This window comes from Sulfuricaulis sp., assembly GCF_040901545.1.
In the GTDB taxonomy this organism is placed as follows: Bacteria; Pseudomonadota; Gammaproteobacteria; order Acidiferrobacterales; family Sulfurifustaceae; genus Sulfuricaulis.
The window spans coordinates 74,423-90,511 of the sequence record NZ_JBBDYL010000004.1; the positions used below are offsets into that span (position 1 = coordinate 74,423).

General features: G+C 57.3%; 13 protein-coding genes, 2 tRNA genes and 2 pseudogenes (1 of these 17 running past the window's edge). 1 reads left to right on the plus strand and 16 read right to left on the minus strand.

Annotated features, from left to right (window positions below; genetic code table 11):
- The 6 genes and pseudogenes from WD823_RS00525 to WD823_RS00550 form a co-directional block, all read right to left on the minus strand.
- A partial coding sequence (locus WD823_RS00525) for an MHYT domain-containing protein (protein WP_368427523.1) occupies nucleotides 1-2,149 on the minus strand: 2,149 nt, incomplete at its 3' end.
- 402 nt (nucleotides 2,150-2,551) lie between these two features.
- Entirely contained in the window at nucleotides 2,552-2,725 is a 174-nt protein-coding gene (locus tag WD823_RS00530; protein WP_368427524.1) for a hypothetical protein, read from the minus strand.
- 186 nt (nucleotides 2,726-2,911) lie between these two features.
- Nucleotides 2,912-4,261 (minus strand): sigma-54-dependent transcriptional regulator, encoded by a 1,350-nt coding sequence (locus WD823_RS00535; RefSeq protein ID WP_368427525.1) that lies wholly within the window; start codon nucleotides 4,259-4,261, stop codon nucleotides 2,912-2,914.
- On the minus strand, nucleotides 4,224-5,699 hold the full coding sequence (locus tag WD823_RS00540) for an ATP-binding protein (protein ID WP_368427526.1): 1,476 nt from the start codon (nucleotides 5,697-5,699) through the stop codon (nucleotides 4,224-4,226). The genes WD823_RS00535 and WD823_RS00540 overlap by 38 nt, the downstream gene beginning before the upstream one ends.
- Nucleotides 5,696-6,148, minus strand: coding sequence for a PhnD/SsuA/transferrin family substrate-binding protein (locus WD823_RS00545; RefSeq protein WP_368427527.1), 453 nt, complete (start codon nucleotides 6,146-6,148; stop codon nucleotides 5,696-5,698). Before WD823_RS00545 ends, WD823_RS00540 begins: the two co-directional genes overlap by 4 nt.
- A gap of 83 nt (nucleotides 6,149-6,231) precedes the next feature.
- Nucleotides 6,232-6,360, minus strand: a pseudogene (locus WD823_RS00550) (ABC transporter substrate-binding protein); the annotation flags it as partial.
- On the opposite strand from WD823_RS00550, the gene WD823_RS00555 reads away from it, so the two are divergent.
- A complete protein-coding gene (locus WD823_RS00555; RefSeq protein ID WP_368427634.1) occupies nucleotides 6,310-6,468 on the plus strand; it encodes a hypothetical protein in 159 nt (52 codons plus the stop codon). The pseudogene WD823_RS00550 and the gene WD823_RS00555 overlap by 51 nt on opposite strands.
- 123 nt (nucleotides 6,469-6,591) lie before the next feature.
- On the opposite strand, the gene WD823_RS00560 is transcribed toward WD823_RS00555, so the two are convergent.
- The gene (locus WD823_RS00560; protein ID WP_368427528.1) at nucleotides 6,592-7,335 is read right to left on the minus strand and encodes a sulfite exporter TauE/SafE family protein; all 744 of its coding nucleotides are present in this window, start codon (nucleotides 7,333-7,335) and stop codon (nucleotides 6,592-6,594) included.
- 47 nt (nucleotides 7,336-7,382) lie between these two features.
- On the minus strand, nucleotides 7,383-8,372 hold the full coding sequence (gene moaA, locus WD823_RS00565; RefSeq protein ID WP_368427629.1) for a GTP 3',8-cyclase MoaA: 990 nt from the start codon (nucleotides 8,370-8,372) through the stop codon (nucleotides 7,383-7,385).
- 117 nt (nucleotides 8,373-8,489) lie between these two features.
- Complete coding sequence (gene glp / locus WD823_RS00570; RefSeq protein WP_368427529.1) at nucleotides 8,490-9,779, minus strand: gephyrin-like molybdotransferase Glp; 1,290 nt, start codon at nucleotides 9,777-9,779, stop codon at nucleotides 8,490-8,492.
- Nucleotides 9,776-10,165, minus strand: a pseudogene (locus tag WD823_RS00575) (molybdopterin-binding protein); the annotation flags it as partial. The pseudogene WD823_RS00575 and the gene glp, both read right to left, overlap by 4 nt.
- A gap of 242 nt (nucleotides 10,166-10,407) precedes the next feature.
- Entirely contained in the window at nucleotides 10,408-12,870 is a 2,463-nt protein-coding gene (locus WD823_RS00580) for an arsenate reductase (azurin) large subunit (RefSeq protein ID WP_368427530.1), read from the minus strand.
- A 12-nt stretch (nucleotides 12,871-12,882) separates the two neighbouring features.
- Nucleotides 12,883-13,401 (minus strand): arsenate reductase (azurin) small subunit, encoded by a 519-nt coding sequence (locus WD823_RS00585; protein ID WP_368427531.1) that lies wholly within the window; start codon nucleotides 13,399-13,401, stop codon nucleotides 12,883-12,885.
- A gap of 920 nt (nucleotides 13,402-14,321) precedes the next feature.
- Nucleotides 14,322-14,412: transfer RNA gene (locus tag WD823_RS00590), tRNA-Ser, on the minus strand.
- A 299-nt stretch (nucleotides 14,413-14,711) separates the two neighbouring features.
- A complete protein-coding gene (locus WD823_RS00595) occupies nucleotides 14,712-15,743 on the minus strand; it encodes a cyclic nucleotide-binding domain-containing protein (protein WP_368427532.1) in 1,032 nt (343 codons plus the stop codon).
- 109 nt (nucleotides 15,744-15,852) lie between these two features.
- Nucleotides 15,853-16,089 (minus strand): hypothetical protein (locus tag WD823_RS00600; protein WP_368427533.1); only part of this gene is annotated, 237 nt, incomplete at its 5' end.
- Nucleotides 16,056-16,089: transfer RNA gene (locus tag WD823_RS00605), tRNA-Ser, on the minus strand; it runs 155 nt beyond the window's last position. The genes WD823_RS00600 and WD823_RS00605, both read right to left, overlap by 34 nt.

A 16,089-nucleotide genomic window follows, 5' to 3' on the forward strand; every position in this document is an offset into this window, starting at 1 on the left:
TTTCCCAGAACCAGTCGGCCGCGCAGTCAGCGAAGTCCTTGAACCGCTCCTCGCTGTCCTGCAGGGCTTGTTGAGCCTGTATTTCCGGGGTGACGTCCCTTCCCGTGCCATGATAACCCTTGAATCTTCCGTCTACATGAAACACAGGGGTGCCGCTGATGGACCAGTAGGCAATCGTGCCATTGGGTCTTTTTGTCCTGTAACTGAAGTTTCGAAACGGTCGATGCGCATCCAGGTCGGCAAAGTGTGCCTGCCACTTCTTGGAATGGACATCCTCGTGCGCCAGATCACGCCGGGTTTTGCCCAGCAAACCTTTCGGATCTACGCCTGAGATTTCTAATATGCGGTCCGAAAAATAATTAAAGCGCAGGTGCTCGTCCATTTCCCAGAACCAGTCGGCCGCGGTCTCGGCGAAATCCTTGAAGCGCTGCTCGCTTTCATCCCGGGCGCGCTGGGCTACGATTTCACCGGTGATATCCGTGCCGGTACCACGATATCCCATGAATCGACCATCGGCATCATAGACAGGTTTACCGCTGATGGACCTGTAATGAACAATTCCGTCAGATTTTTGGAATTTATATTTAAAATTATGAAATGGCCGGCGCGCCTTCAGATCTTCTTTATGTTGAATCCATTTGCTGCTGTTGGTGTCTTCTGAAGTCAGTTCCCATCGGGTTTTGCCGATTATGTGATGTCTGTCAATACCGATGTTCTGACGCATCCCTCCCGATATTCCGCTAAATCGAAGATTTTCGTCCATCTCCCAGAACCAGTCGGCTGCCACCTCGGCGAAGTCCTGAAAACGCCGTTCACTTTGAGACAACGAGTCGATAAGTTGTTTATTTTCGGTAATATCATGCAAATAAACAGCGATTCCGTCGCCGCTAGGAATGGCCCGGAGATTGAACCAACGGTTTTCAGGAGGAAAATAAGTTTCAAATGTGACCTCCTCACGGTTCGCCATGGCGCGAGTCAAATTCTTATAGGAAAAACTGGCGAATTCAGGCGCGGTGTCCCAAAGTACCTCCCCCAATATGTCATTGCCGTTGCCTTTAAGGAGATCACGGGCACGATTATTGGCATAGCAAATACGCCAATCACGCTCCACGGCAAAATAATAATCGTGAATGCCGTTCAGAATGTTATCCATTATTTGATTTTTGACCCGCACAATTTCAGTCTGGCGGTGCCGTTCGGATATTTCATTTTTCATCCCCGCCGTGGCATTCAGGCGGGAATCAATAATGGTAGTTGCAAAGGCCAGCAGTATTATCAGAACGGTCACAACACTGACCGATGTGTGGAGCAAGGCGTGATCCACCGCAACCGCCGTGGTGGGGATGCCTGCCTCAGGGAAAAAGTAGGTCGCCGCCATCGCGGTGTAATGCATCGCGGTCACCGCGAGTCCCAATACAACGGTACTGGCAAATTTCGACCAGTAAACGCGTGTATCCCCGGGGTGATTAATGCGATGATGCAAATAGAGCGCGACGATGGATAGCACAATCGCAACAATGATCGAGACGATAAACAATGGCGGATCGTATGCCATGCGCGCTCCGATATGCATCGCCGCCATCCCCGTGTAATGCATTAATCCGATGCTCGCACCTACCAGCGTTCCACCTAAAATCAGCCGCGGTCGCGGCAAATGTGACTTACAGGCTACGCACAGTACTATGCCGCCTGAAATTATTGCTGGGATGACGGATAACAAAGTCAGCGGAAGATCGTAGTGAACGGCAACCGGAAGCTTGAAGGCGTGCATGCCGATAAAATGCATGGCCCATATTCCCGCGCCCAGCACTGTCGCTCCCCAGGTCAACCAGATTTTTCTGACATGAGTCCTGGTCAAACCCTGGGCACGTTCGCCAATGCTTAGCGCGCTATAGATTGCCAGGCAGACGATGCAAAACGATAGTGCGACGAGAATCGGGTCGTAGCTGCCCGTGATTGCGGTCGCTACTTCGATGTCCTTGTCGAGAAATTCCATCAATTTCATGTTTATATCGTCAAGAATTGAATACTCGTTTGTCTCCAAATTGCCGGAGTCGCTCGGCAATACCGCTGTAAAACGGCCGGTTACGGAAAAAATCGTGTTCCACCAATAATATGCAACGATTGTGCCTGACAAACCGCCAGACATGGGTGGCCAGGGTCGATTTGACAGAAAACCGGGGGAATGTACTGATTTCAGTAGAGTTTTCCTGCGTGGGTGAAACGATCGTGCAGAGCGTTTTTTGCCGACGGACTCATACCTGTACGGCAGAAACCAGAACTGGCGGAGAGGGAGGGATTACTCGGGCCATCCTGTCGCCAAAGAAGGCCAACTTGTACGCTACGGACGCGCCACTAAAAGCTCCCGATAAAGAGCCAACGGAGTTCCGCCGATCAGCAGCCGAGCCGAAAGCCCGGCATTGTCGATTTCCGAATCCGATCCTCCGCCAAAGCGAGATCCTCGGGCATGTTGATGTTGAACGTAATGTCCGCGTCAGCCCGCGGCGGAAAAGTAACCTGCGATCCGTGCCGGTCCAGCCGTCCTTTGAGGTTACGTCCTCCCGAGGCGATGTACCGTGACGCCGACAAGTGGGCCGCTGACACCTTCCAGCATATCAGGGATGACACGCAACCCCAAAGGCTCGAAGCGCGATGCCGGCAGATTGCTGCTTACGGCCAGCATTTCGACCTGCGGTCCAAGGCAGGCGAAGACATGAGCCAGCAAAGATTTCCCGGAAATGGATATGAATGTCTTATCGATACCACCGAATCTGGAAGACCGGCCGCGTCTAGAATGAGCCCTATCGTCACCGATGGCATGCAGGTGATTTAGTCAATGTGGATCGATATCCCCGATCTTCCGCGATTACATGAACTCACAAAAACCGCTAAATTTACGGGGGCAAGAAAATCATGACTTTTCGCGCATCTCCAGCTTCTTCATCTTCTCCCACAGGTTCTTGCGGCTGATACCAAGACACACGGCGGTGTTACCTATGTGCCAACCGTGTTTCTCCAAGGCCCGGGTTATGTGCGCACGTTGACACGCATACAGGTAACGGTTCAGGTTATCCACTCCGTCGTCCGCGGTGACATCTCCGTGGGCGCGGTCCTCGAACAGGTCGCCGCAGTCAATCAAGGAGCCTGACACCAAGATGCAGGCGCGTTCGAGAGTATGCTTAAGTTCGCGGATGTTACCCGGCCATGAATACTCGAGCAACGCCTGTTCCACGCAGGGGCTGAACTGCTTGCGCTCCTCCGGTTTCCGCTGATTGTATTCATCTACGAATTTCCGCGCGAACCACAGGATGTCCTCCTTGCGCTCCCGCAACGGCGGGATTTTCAGTTCGATCACGTTGATTCGGTAATAAAGATCGGCGCGGAACGCGCCTAGCTCCATCTGCTCCTTAAGATTTCGATTGGTGGCGCAAATGAGTCGTACATTCACCTGAATCGGCGTCTCACCTCCCACACGTACCACCACGCGCTCTTGGACCGCACGCAGCAGCTTGGCTTGCATCGAGACTGGCATCTCGCTGACTTCGTCAAGAAACAGCGTGCCGCCGTGGGCCTGCTCGAACAGCCCCTTCCGTGTGCGCACCGCGCCGGTGAATGCGCCCTTCTCGTGGCCGAACAGCTCAGCATCGAGCAGAGTCTCCGGGAACGCCGCGCAGTTGACCGCCACAAACGGCCGCGACACCGGCCCGGGCGCATGCTTATGCAGCAAGCGCGCCACGTGCTCCTTGCCCACACCGGTCTCGCCGGTTAACAGCACCGTGGCGTCGTGCCGCGCGAGTTGCGGCAGTCGCGCCTCGATGCCGTGCATGGTGGTGGAAACGCCTAGGACGGGATCCGTCGTTTCAGCGGGGAACGGTAAAGCGCGCGGCTCGATTAAGGTACGGACCCGTTCGACGAGCTCGTCTATATCGAATGGCTTGGTAATGTAGTCGTGTGCCCCCATCTTGAGCAGTCGCACGGCCGCGTCGATGGAGCCGTAGCCGGTAATGAAAATGAAGGGTGGCAGCGTCGGATTGTCCAGGAACAGGCGTCTAAACAGCTCGTCACCGTTTAAATCGGACAGACGGATATCGCTGATGACGGCGGCGTAAGGGTTGCTATGCTGAAAACGTTCAATTGCCTCGGAGCCGTTCTGGCACCAGTCCATGTCGAAACCCTCGACCTGGAAACGGTCCACCAGGGACTCGCCCATGATTGCATCATCCTCAATAAGGCAAAGATGCGGTCTCAAGTTGGTCTGCATGATCTCCTCCTAGCGGCAGCGTCACCGAGAACTGGGTCCGGCCGGGCACGCTCTCGACACGAATGTTTCCGTTCAGTTGTAGAATAATTTGATGGACAAGCCATAGCCCGAAGCCCGTGCCATGCTCGTGCGTTTCGGCGAACGGTTCGAACAAGTGCTCCATCTGCCGTTCACCGATGTGGCACCCGTCGTTCACAACCTCAAGCCACAGCGATCCGGACTCCCGCCATACCCGGCATTCGATACGGCCATTCTCGCGCACCGCCTGCGTGGCGTTGAGCAGCAAGTTCATTAGTATCTGCCGGATCAAGGTTGATGGCAACGATACCGGCTCATTGAGACTGTTTTTCCATGAAAAGTGGATGGCCTTGCCACGGATATCGGCGGTCATGAGGGTGCGTGTATCTTCCACGTCCTGGGGCGTGAGGGGGTGACTTTCCAGTCGCGCCTCCACCAGCAGGGCACCGACGATGTCCTTGATCTGCAGCAACCCCCGCTCCAGCAGGGAAACGGTCTTGGCGGTAAATGGATCCGGATGTCCGTGACGCTTGAGTGTGCTGACCGCGTTCAGCATGCCCCCGAGCGGGTTGTTGACCTCGTGCGCGATACCTGCCGCGATACGCCCGATCGCCGCCAGCCGATTCGCGCGCGCCATCTCTGTCTCGAGCGCCTGCTTCTCCTTGAGCTGCGCCAGCATGGCCTTGAACCGACTGCCCAAGTGGCCGATCTCATCTTCCCCCAAATCCAAGTTGCACTCGATGGCATCCGGCGGCAACGAACCGACTTGATCCATGCATTCAGTCAGATGTAGTAGCGGTTTCGCCATGCGCCGCCCCCAATACCAGCCCAGCGGCATCAGCATCACCAGGAGTGCCCCCGTGATTCCCAGTACGCGCCACATCGCTCCGTAGAAACGCGACAGAAACACGGTCTTGGAGTAAATCAGAATCAGCGTTCCCAGCCGATAACCATCGGTCAGGATCGGCACGGCCACGAACAGCTCGGGATCTTCCTCGTCTTCGACTACCTGGGACGCGTCGTTCCCGTTCAACCGCACCGTATTGAGCAGTCGGTTATAACCCACGCCTGCGGTGGCCAAATCACGCAAGGCGGGAAAGCGCCTTGGGTTGCTTGCCACGTATATCCGTCCCTGCGTGTCCAACACCACCAAGCCCCGCAAAGCCTGCTCCCCGGCGGGCGCACCGAGCGGCGTAATCACGGTTTCGTAGGCACTCCATACATCGTCACGCAATATCATCGGTGTCAGCGCCCGCGCGAGGCTTTTACCAAGGCTCTCGGCATTTGTGACCAAGTCATGACGCGCGCTTTGATATGTTTGCACCACCAGCGTGGTGGACACCGCCAGCACCACCAACACCGACACCAGCATGAAACTGATCGGAATCTTGTAACGATAACTCAGGTCCCTGAGCTTCATTGCGCGCCGAGCTGACGCATGTTGGATGCGATGCCAGCGAAGATTTCGTCGTTGCCGGCGACGAATCCATCCAAATTGAGCCGCTTGAGCAGCGCGCGTCCCTGGGCGTCCTGGTCCATGTTAAGCAGGACCTGCTGCATCCGTTCGAAGTCGGTCTCCGACACTGAACGCCGTGCGACTAACGGCGGAAAACCATACCAGGCCGATTTATAGACTACGCGTGTCTTTGAAGTGAGATCCGGGTGCTGCAGCGCCAAGGTTTCCCAGACATAGCCGTCCACCGCGCCGGCGTCGGCGAGCCCCGCCGCGACCGCCTCCACCACTTTCCGGTGCGCCCACGTGAAGAAAAATTTTCTGAAGAAAACCGCCGAATCGATACTTCGCTTATACATTTCATACTGGGGCACCAGCCAGCCGGAGTTGGAGTTGGGGTCGGAGTAGGCAAACATCGTGCCCTTGAGATCGCCATAGTCTCGCGTATGGGGTCTGTCTCTGGTACGATCAAATAGGATTGGTAGAGCGGCTTGCCGTTGAACAAGGGCACGGCCAGCAACCGCAACCGGCTCTTATAACGAACGTAGGGATAGCCGCATGTCCAGGCAAACTCAAGTTGGTCGCGTTGCAGGAGATCATTGATTTCCCCATAGTTGCCGCGGCGCACGAAGATAACCTGCCGTCCGAGCCGCTGCTCGAGGTATTCTTGCCAAGCACTGAGAAAATCTACCTGGTCATCCAGGAACACCGCCGTCGTGCCAATACGCAACGGTGATTCTGCCTGTACGCCCGGGGCAAAGCCCATAAGCAGCACAAGACCGAGGATTAGCCAGAACCGGCTTGTCATAAATGATATTACCCTACCCGGAAGGTAACCCAAGGTTAGCGGGACTCTCTTTCACGCAATTAAAAACATTTTACATCCGGCAATGCCTAACACTATACCCAGAACCCGGTTCAGTGAGGAAGGGGCCAGGCGACGCGCGGCGAATTCAGACCCGACCCAGGCTCCGGTCAGCGCCGCCCCCGCGAGAAGCGGCAATTTCATGGACCAGACCGGGGCGTTGCCCGCGAACCCGACCAGTCCACTAATAGAATTGACCAAAATAAAGGCGGCCGAGACGGCGGCGGTCGTGCGCACGGTTGTCCAGCGCAGGAATAGCAGCAACGGACTCAGGAAGATTCCCCCGCCCACTCCGGTCAGACCCGAGACGAATCCGAGGACCGCACCCAGGGGCATCGCCACCCACATTTTAGTTGGGCACGGATTTTCCGGACCTTGACACTTGATCCACAGACGGGCGGCTGCCGTGAGCAGAGCCAACCCCACGACATACATATATATCGGGTCGGCGATTCGCATGCCGCCGCCGACAAAGGCCATCGGAACCGAACTGATGGCAAACGGCCAGAAAACGCCCCAGCGGAAATACCCCGCGCGGTACAATCGTACTGACACCAGCAACGTCACGACAATGTTCATCACGAGCGCGGCGGGTTTCATTGCCGTGGGGGCAACGCCGAGCAGCACCATGGCGGCGAGATAACCGGAGGCACCGCCGTGCCCGACCGAGGAATACAGCACAGCCGTCAGTCCCACGAACGCAAGCAGCCACGGCAACTCTGTTGGATCGATGAACATAGTCTCCCCCGTCAACCTCCCGCCCCCGGCTGATTCACATACAGACGTCAACCGCCGGTGGCGGACATGAAGCGCACAATCTTCTGTGGCGTCTCGTGGAACTCATGCCGCTCCGGTTTTAGCTCAATGGCGGTACGGATCGCCGTTTCCAAGTCGGCATCGCGGGCACCCGCGCGCAGTAACGGCCGAAACTCAAACTTCTCATTCTGTCCCAGGCACATAAATAGCGTCCCGTCCACCACTAAACGCACACGATTGCAGGTAGCGCAGAAGTGTTGCGAGATCGGTGTGATAAACCCTACGGAAAATTTTCCGTCGGGCGTTTGCAAATAGCGGGCAGGCCCACCGCCCGGCACGACACCTTCAACCAGATCGAACTTCTCCTGTAGACGCCGCTTGACGGGTTGCAGGTCGAAGTAGGCGGCGTTGCGGCCGGTAACGCCCATTGGCATCGTTTCGATCAGGCGCAGCACAAAGCCATGTGCCATGCAGAACTCAACCATGTCGTCGATCTCGTCATCGTTCACGCCGGATAGCGCCACCATGTTGATCTTAATCGGCGTGAATCCGGCTTCTTTCGCCGCCATCAGGCCGGCGATGACGCGGTCGAGACAATCGCGCCCGGCAATACGGGCGAAACGCTCGCGCTTTAGCGAATCGAGGCTCACATTGATACGCGCCACGCCGGCATTCTTGAGCGCTCCGGCATACTTGCTAAGTTGGGTAGCGTTTGTGGAAAGCGAAATATCACGGATACCGGGCAGGCGGTGCAGCCGTGCCGCCAGCTCCGGCAGGTTGCGCCGCAGCAGCGGCTCGCCGCCGGTGAGACGAATGCGGTTCACCCCCACCCGCGCGAAGGCGCCAAGCAAGCGCTCGATCTCGTCGAACGTAAGCCAGTGTTCCGGCTCTTCGAAGTCCTTGAATCCTTTCGGCAGACAATAGGTACAGCGCAGGTCGCAGCGGTCGGTGACCGAGAGACGCAGATATTCGATCCGCCGCCCGAAGCGGTCGGTGAGGGTGAGCGCGGGTTTATCCATATCAGAGTCCTCTCCGAATATATCTTCAGGATGCCGGTTTCTCGGGCGCCGTGGGTAGCGCTCGATGGCCTTCTCGATTTCCGTCACGGCCGCGGCTTTATTCATTCGGCGACCTCCTCAGGAAAGCAATTCAGAGAAAGGGAAAAACCGTACCGTCTGGCCATGAGCCACGGTGTGACCTTCCGGGACCTCGACCAGTCCTTCCGCCCAGGCAGCGGATGTAAGCGCCGCTGAACTCTGGTTGGGATAGATCTCAACGATGGTGGCGCCGTTTTCGGTCAAACGCAGCCGCGCGCGCAAATACTCACGCCGCTTTTTTGCCCCCGACCACTCAAAACCAGCCACGACGGGGAAGCTCCGCGGTACCGTGTCCGCGCCACCTTGACCGCACACGATTCCCTGACTGCGCTGGACGAAGGGACGCACGAACAGGCAGAAAGTCACGAACGCCGACACTGGGTTGCCCGGCAGCCCCAGAAATGGGGTCGCGCCGATGCGCCCGAAAGCGAGCGGCTTGCCCGGCTTGACCGCCACGCGCCAGAGATCGAGATGCCCAATATCACGGATGGCGGCTTTGACATGATCCTCCTCGCCAACCGAAACACCGCCGGTGGCGATCACGAGGTCCGCGGCTTCGGCCGCGCGCGCCAGCGCTTCATGGGTTTGCGTCGGATCGTCCGGCACCCAACCGGCACTGAACCACTCGCACCCCAACCCCTGAAGCAGTCCCGCCAGCATGTAAAGATTGGAGTTGTAAATCTGGCCCGGACGCAGAGCCGCGCCCGGCTCAACCAGTTCGTTGCCAGTGGAGAGCAGCGCCACGCGCAGGCGCCGGAACACGGGCAACCTTGCCAGCCCCACGGAAGCCGCGAGCCCGAGGTCTTGGGCACGCAGGCGCGTGCCCCGGCGAAGGATGCATACGCCCGCGGCGATGTCTTCGCCCGCGCGCCGAACGTGGGCGCCGCGCGTGACCGGGCCAGGAATCACAACTGTTCCGTCCGGCTCGATTCGGCAATGCTCCTGCATCGCCACGGTATCGGCGCCCGGCGGCAGCCACGCGCCCGTGAAAATGCGCGCCGCGGTGCCGGGGGCGAGTGGCTGCCCGACCTGACCGGCCGCTATGCGCTGTGACACCACCAGGCGAAACTCACCCGCGCGCTCGATATCGCGGCTTGCCAGCGCGTAACCGTCCATCGCGCTGTTATCCGCGCCAGGGATGTTCATGAGCGAGCGTTGGTCCTCCGCCAACACGCGACCGAGCGCCGTTTCCGTCGCCACGACTTCCTTGCCCGCCACCGGCAGTACGCGCTCGATCAAATATCGCTGGACCTGCTCGACCGAAAGGATGGGCGCGGGTTCATGGTCGCAGCCGTCCGAGGCATATCGCGTGGTGACCGATCCAATCATTCTGCCATGTCCCTCATGGTTTCGAGCAACCGCGGCAGCATTTCCACGAGATTGCACGGCCGATTGCGGTAGTCGAGCTGATCTTTGATCAGGTGATCCCATGCGGTGCGGCAGGCGCCCGTGGAGCCCAGCATGCAGAAAATGAAAGTGTCGCGCGCGATCCCGGCGAAGGCACGCGATTGCTGCGTGGAGATCTTGTTCTCCTCGTAGTAGGAGACCGCGCGGAACAACTCACCGAAACCCGCGATCTCTTTGTCTAGCAGCGGCCGGATCGCCTCGGGTGTGCGGTCACGCCCGGTGAGGCCGGTGCCGCCGGTGATCAGGATGGCGTTCACGTTGTCATCGGCAATCCAGCGCGACACAATCGCCCGGTTCTGGCAGATGTCTCAAGCACGATGACCCGCTCGGCGAAATGTGCTCAGCGGTTGGCAAGCGTTCAATCAGCCCTGCCCGGGGGTGTCGCTACTCTCGTCACGGGGGTGTGGGAAAGCGTTAATACCGCAATCCGCTGCGGCACGAACGGCCGCTCCTTGTCTTCCCTCGCATGCATGTCTGTCTCCTGTATGGCTAGATCAGACTAAAAGGACAGGCGCCCTGCAGGGCGCCCAAATATAGGAGGAGAGAACCTTTAGCTCCATCGACGCCGCTTAAAGCTCACGGTTTTCTTGTAGTCGTCGAGGCTACCGACCCGTCGAATATCGGCCCACGTGCCTTTATAGTAAGGCACGACATTACGGTCCGTCCACGGTGTCACCACGTCCCCCACCGTTCCGTTGGCCTGCGCGAATACCATGAATGTCTGGTTCCGTTTGATGTCTGGCTCCAAATAAGCCATGGCGTACGTCGAACCGTAGTCGTTGCGCACCTCGACGATATCTCCCGAACTCACTCCAAGGGACTTCGCGTCTTCGGGGTTGATCTCGATGTAGCTCATCGGATAACGGCCTTTCACGAACTCGTTGTACTGATCGTGATATGCGGTCTGCCAGATCTCGTTACTGCGGCCATTGTTGATCCAGAAGCGGTACTTCTCTTTTTGGCTCGCGACTGGCTTTGGCAGGCCCGGCCAGGGTGATGGCTGAAAGTGCGCCTTGCCGTCCTTGGTGTCGAACTTGCCGTCCATATAGTGCATCTCGGTGCCGATAAGCTTGCCGTTTTTGTACTCCTTGACCGGCAACTGCACGCCATTGTTGCCCTGCGCCCTGAGCCGCTGGTAGGTCACCAGACCTCCCGTTCCGCCTCCCTGGCTGTCGATCCCCTCCGGCTTGCGGAAGCCATCATTAAACGCATCCTCGTCGGTCTTCCAGTCGAAGCCGACGAAGCGCGCCGCCATCTTCGCATTGCCATCGGCCTCGTACATGCTCTTGAGGGTGTTGGCAATGCCGGCGGCAATAAGGCAATCAGCCTTGGCTTCACCTGGCGGATCCATGAATTTTTCGGAAAGCCGGATGCGCCGTTCGCCGTTCATCGCCGTGATGTTAATCTCGCCCGGATGCGCCGCCGGCAACATCAGGTGCGCCGCGTCGGCCATCGTGGTCGGGTAAAGATTGATATTGACGAAGAACAGCCCGCCTCTCGAGACGGCGTCGTAGATGGCGTTTATCATCTCTTCGGTGGTAGCCCCGCGCGCCTTGGAAAGCGCCTCTTTCACCATCTGGCTGCGACGCTGGATGGTCTCGCGGTGCTGCTCGGCATTGAGCGTCGTCTGGAACGGATTGGCGCCCCACGCGGTGTACATCTTGCCTTTGCCGTTGATGATTTCCTGGTCAATGTAAATCTTTGAATTGCCAGGATAAGGCGGACGGGTATAACCCTCTTGGTGTCCACCCATGCGCACCACACCCGTGCCGCGCCGACCGACGTTGTGCGTCGCAATCACCAGATCCACCAAGGCCGACTGGATCAGATAGTTGTCGTTGCCCCAGATAATGCCTTTTTCGTAGACGTGCATCGTGCGCGGCGGATGCCCGGAAGCTTTGGGCTTGTACGCCCACTCCGCCGCTTTTTTGAGGTTGGCAACGGAAATGCCCGTGATTTGGCTGCACTCATCAAGCGACATACGATTGGCCTTAACGGCTTCGTCAAAACCAGTGGTGTGCTTCTCGATGAAGTCCTTGTCATGCCAACCTTGCTGAAGCACATAGGTAAACAATCCGTTGAAAAGCGCAATGTCCGTCCCCGGTTCGATATCCAGGTGCAGCACATTCTCCTTACCCGCCGCTTGTTCAGCGACCGCAATGCTGGGCGTGCGGCGCGGATCGACGAAAATGACTTTTCCGCGGCCCGCCGATTCTCGCGGGAACCACTTCTTCTTCTTGTCTACCGTTGCACCTTGAAGATTCGGCAACCAGTGCACCAGAAAATAGTTGGTCTGAGTCTCATACGGATTGTTGCCGATCGAAATAATATTGTCAGCGACCTCGGCGTCCTCATAGGAGTTGTTCAGCTCACCGATACCCATGTCGCGCGTGGCGTGACATTCGGAGTTATAAGCCGGGCGATTGTGGATGCGCACCATGGGAGTCTGCAAGGCCGTAAACATGAGCTTGCCGGTACCCCAAGTCATCTCAAAACCACCACCCGCGCCTCCGTGATCAGCGGTGTCGAATACCAAACCGCTTGGGCCGTCCTTATCCAGGATTTTCTTCGTGACCCCAGCATATACCGCCAAGGCCTGGTCCCACGTGGTGTCCAGCCACTGGTCACCCATGTTGATGCGTGGATACTTGAGTCGATCTTTGCCGACGCCCATCGGGGTATACATATCGGTCGCCAGATTACCGCCGCGAATCGAGGACAACCCCTGGTTTACCACACACTGCTTGTCGGGAACGATCATAATGGAATGGCGCGTGCCATCTTTGTCTGTGATGACATTTTGCATCGCCGGGGTCATGACGACCTGCAGCGGCGGGAGCTGTTTGCGAAAATCGAGGCCAAGGGCGTTCTGGTGCGGGGCGCGCCCGCCTTCGTTGTTCTCGGGCCATTTGTAGACGCGGTAACCACAGCCGACGATACAGAAATGGCAGGTCATGTTGGTCTTCTGGGCGTTGACCGGCGGCAACGCTACGCGATCTTTCCTGGTGCTCATGAATTCGTCCTCCTAGAGAATGTTTGACTGGCGCCCGTAGATCAGGCCGTTCACGGCAACCGCGCGAACCGAGTCGTCCTTCGCGTTGTATTCCAGCATGATCTGCGGCAGGTTTTCGGTCGCCTGGCCGATGATCATCTGACCGGTTTTCTCCGCATCGAACGTGCTGAAGTGGCACGGACATTTGAATGCCCGGGTTTGCGTGTCGTAGCTCACCTGACAGCCCATGTGCGTGCAGAGCACGCTGTAGGCGACGATGTCTTTGTCGGGTCCGATACCATTCGGAACGGCGTTACCCATCTTCACCATGACGCAGGGCGAGGCGGCATCCGGATACTGGAAGCTGACCGGTACGTTGTTCCGCAGCGCCTTCGCCTTTCCTATCGACTTCTGCGGATATGGCAGTGTGGCGCGGCCGACCTCTCCTTGCGCCGCCTGCGCCGCCCCAACGCCGGCAACCATGACACCTGCGCCAGCGGCCATGCCACCGCTCAACTTGAGAAAAACTCTGCGTGAGATTTTATTAGTCATCGCATCACTCCTGGATGTAGTGAGGAAAATATCGCTTGTCAGATTTGCAAAACTCAGCAAGAAGAGCTAGCAAGGCGCGTGCCATTTGCCAAAGATTGATTTTTCAATGAAATTCGACTGCTTATTGTTTGTATGTGTAACTGAAAGGTAACTCAGAGGAAAAATAGATAGATATTTTTGTTACTAAATGGTAACAATCATACCTATTCATGGCGAATTATTATTCGTTATCATAACCGCTAACTTGTTCGCAGTCTTACCAGATTTCTCTACGTCCGTAGTATCGACGCCAAGAAGTCAGTGCCACTTCTCTTCGCGCATTTCTTAACCATGCTCGCCAGGTTGCTTGGCCATGGTGGCCTGAGGGCGGTGCTGGCGGAGAATCTGCGTATCAAGCAGTAGTTCTTGGTGAGCGTTCCCGCCTTTAGATACAAATTTAAATATTTTTGATCGTTCTAGAGTGATTTTAGGCTTATAGTGGTCTGGTACCGGACATGCTCAGCTGAGAAATAACGTTACACGGCGCGAATAAGCGGTCTATTCTCCGAATGGCGAAGAGGGAGGGATTGCTCGGCTCATCCTTGTGCCTCGCCCTCGCCGCTTCGCGACTCGGGCCAGCCTGTGGCTGTCCAAAATTGCTCCCGGCAATTTTGTCGAACCCTCTGCTCGGGTTCGAGTCTTCCTTGTCACGCCATCTTTACCAAGGGGCCCGATGAGCCCCTTTGTGTTAAGACTGGCGGAGAGGGAGGGATTACTCGGGCCTGTGGCCCTCGCCCCTGCGGGGCCGCCGTCGCTACGCTCCGGCGTTCAACACGGCTTCGCCGTGTTGTCGAACCCGGCTTATGAACTACCGAGGGTTCGAATCCTCCTACACTGAGTCTTAACACAAAGGGGCCCGATGAGCCCCTTTGTGTTAAGACTGGCGGAGAGGGAGGGATTCGAACCCTCGGTGCGTTTTTGACGCACACACACTTTCCAGGCGTGCTCCTTAAACCGCTCGGACACCTCTCCAAAAACTCTGAAATCCCTCGGCATGCGACCATTCCTGGCGCGCTGCCTGCTCGGCTTCTTCGCGGCACAGTCCTGCTTCGCTAGAAGTCCGGCCCAGCCCTACAGGCTGGGTGCTCGCAGCTGTGACAGCTTGCCCTGGCTTCGCGTTGGCAGTGCGTAATCTCGCCGCGCACTCACTCGGATAACTTTCCGGGATAATTTTCGACACCGCGTATCCAGACGGAAACGCCAGATTAAACCAGCTGTTATATCCCCGCAACGCGGAAATCGTTATATTGAATTAGGATAATAAACAAGGCTCATACCGTATGAGTCAGACCACTCAATCCACCACGCAACACGGAAACATCAAAACCACGTTGGCTCAACAGAAACGCCGCCGCGCAACCGCGGCTGCCGGTCTGACAAAAGGTAATATAGTGACGCTGCGGGTCAAGGCTGGCGGCCTTGAGCCGCAGCAGATAAAGCGGAAGATTCACGCTGCCCTTGATCGTGCCATGGCGGTATTCATCCTCGATCCGCACATCAAGCAGCATGGCGCCCGCCCGCACCAGAACCTTGGCTTGATCCAGTGACACCCACTTCACCAGCGGCTCCCGCATCAACTCATCGAAATCTCCCCGGGCCAGACGCATCAACACGCCATCCGTTACCATCATCACCGTGGCGTTGCGCGGCGTGCCGGACAGCAGCGCCTCTTCACCGAAACCATCTCCTTCTTGCAGTTGTCCCAGCATGGACACTTTGCCGGATTTGTCCGCCTTGCGCGAGACGCTGACCTTGCCGGTTTTAATGATGTAGTAGAAATCGCCGGGGTCGCCCTGCCGGACGATTACCTGCCCCGACTTCAGTTCCACGGGTTCAAAACGCGCAAACAGAGCATTGATGTTGGCCGGTGGCAGTTTCTGGAAGGTCTCGCTGCGCAGCATGCGTATCATCCACTCGGTGTCCTGGCTGCCGTCGAATTCGGTGACTTCGTAACCGGTTGTCTGGTCCCACGTAAGCAGACGGTCGAGCAATCCGCCATCGACCTTGGCGATCGTAACAGGTGTTTTCGCGGTTCCGGTGTATTGGCGCGGCTTGAGTTGCGCGAGCGCGTAACGCGAATCACCGGAACCGGCAACAACATCCAGGGATAATTCCGTGTTCGCGGAGGTTAGCGCTACTTCGCCGGACAGCAGAAAAATGGAATAGTTGTCGTGGTCGCCCTGCGTGAATAACTTACTTGCCGCCGGCAATCTATCAATGACGGCATGGTCCGCGAGCTCCTTGAAGTTCTCGGGCGTCAGCGAATTGATCGGAACCAGCGTTTTGAGAATGTCTCTGTCCATTCCAAGCAACCCGGTATCTATTAGAAAACATTCTATACCAGATCATCGGGGTGCCGGGCGGGAAGATAAAATGGCGGAAAGGGGCGAGGCGGAGCATTCGCGGACGCACTTAACGTATGCAGCCCCGGGTGCAATAAACCCTTTGCGCCCGTTCGGCGGTGCGGATGCGCGTTAAGCGCATCCACAACAAACCTGTCTCGCCCACGCCGCCGAGCGGGCGGGCTGAAATTGCCCGCCCTGGGCCGGCAACGGGCCGGGGTTGATCGAAGACGAAAAAGTAACGCCAGGGATGGCTGGCACTGGCGATGGATATGGCGGAGAGGGAGGGATTCGAACCCCCGTGGCG

What these genes read in the sequence shown, in the direction of transcription:
- WD823_RS00585 (WP_368427531.1), bottom strand. Translation starts at nt 13,401, where the DNA reads ATGACTAATAAAATCTCACGCAGAGTTTTTCTCAAGTTGAGCGGTGGC.
- WD823_RS00560 (WP_368427528.1), bottom strand. Translation starts at nt 7,335, where the DNA reads ATGTTCATCGATCCAACAGAGTTGCCGTGGCTGCTTGCGTTCGTGGGA.
- glp (WP_368427529.1), bottom strand. Translation starts at nt 9,779, where the DNA reads ATGATTGGATCGGTCACCACGCGATATGCCTCGGACGGCTGCGACCAT.
- WD823_RS00595 (WP_368427532.1), bottom strand. Translation starts at nt 15,743, where the DNA reads ATGGACAGAGACATTCTCAAAACGCTGGTTCCGATCAATTCGCTGACG.
- WD823_RS00545 (WP_368427527.1), bottom strand. Translation starts at nt 6,148, where the DNA reads ATGTTTGCCTACTCCGACCCCAACTCCAACTCCGGCTGGCTGGTGCCC.
- moaA (WP_368427629.1), bottom strand. Translation starts at nt 8,372, where the DNA reads ATGGATAAACCCGCGCTCACCCTCACCGACCGCTTCGGGCGGCGGATC.
- WD823_RS00580 (WP_368427530.1), bottom strand. Translation starts at nt 12,870, where the DNA reads ATGAGCACCAGGAAAGATCGCGTAGCGTTGCCGCCGGTCAACGCCCAG.
- WD823_RS00535 (WP_368427525.1), bottom strand. Translation starts at nt 4,261, where the DNA reads ATGCAGACCAACTTGAGACCGCATCTTTGCCTTATTGAGGATGATGCA.
- WD823_RS00540 (WP_368427526.1), bottom strand. Translation starts at nt 5,699, where the DNA reads ATGAAGCTCAGGGACCTGAGTTATCGTTACAAGATTCCGATCAGTTTC.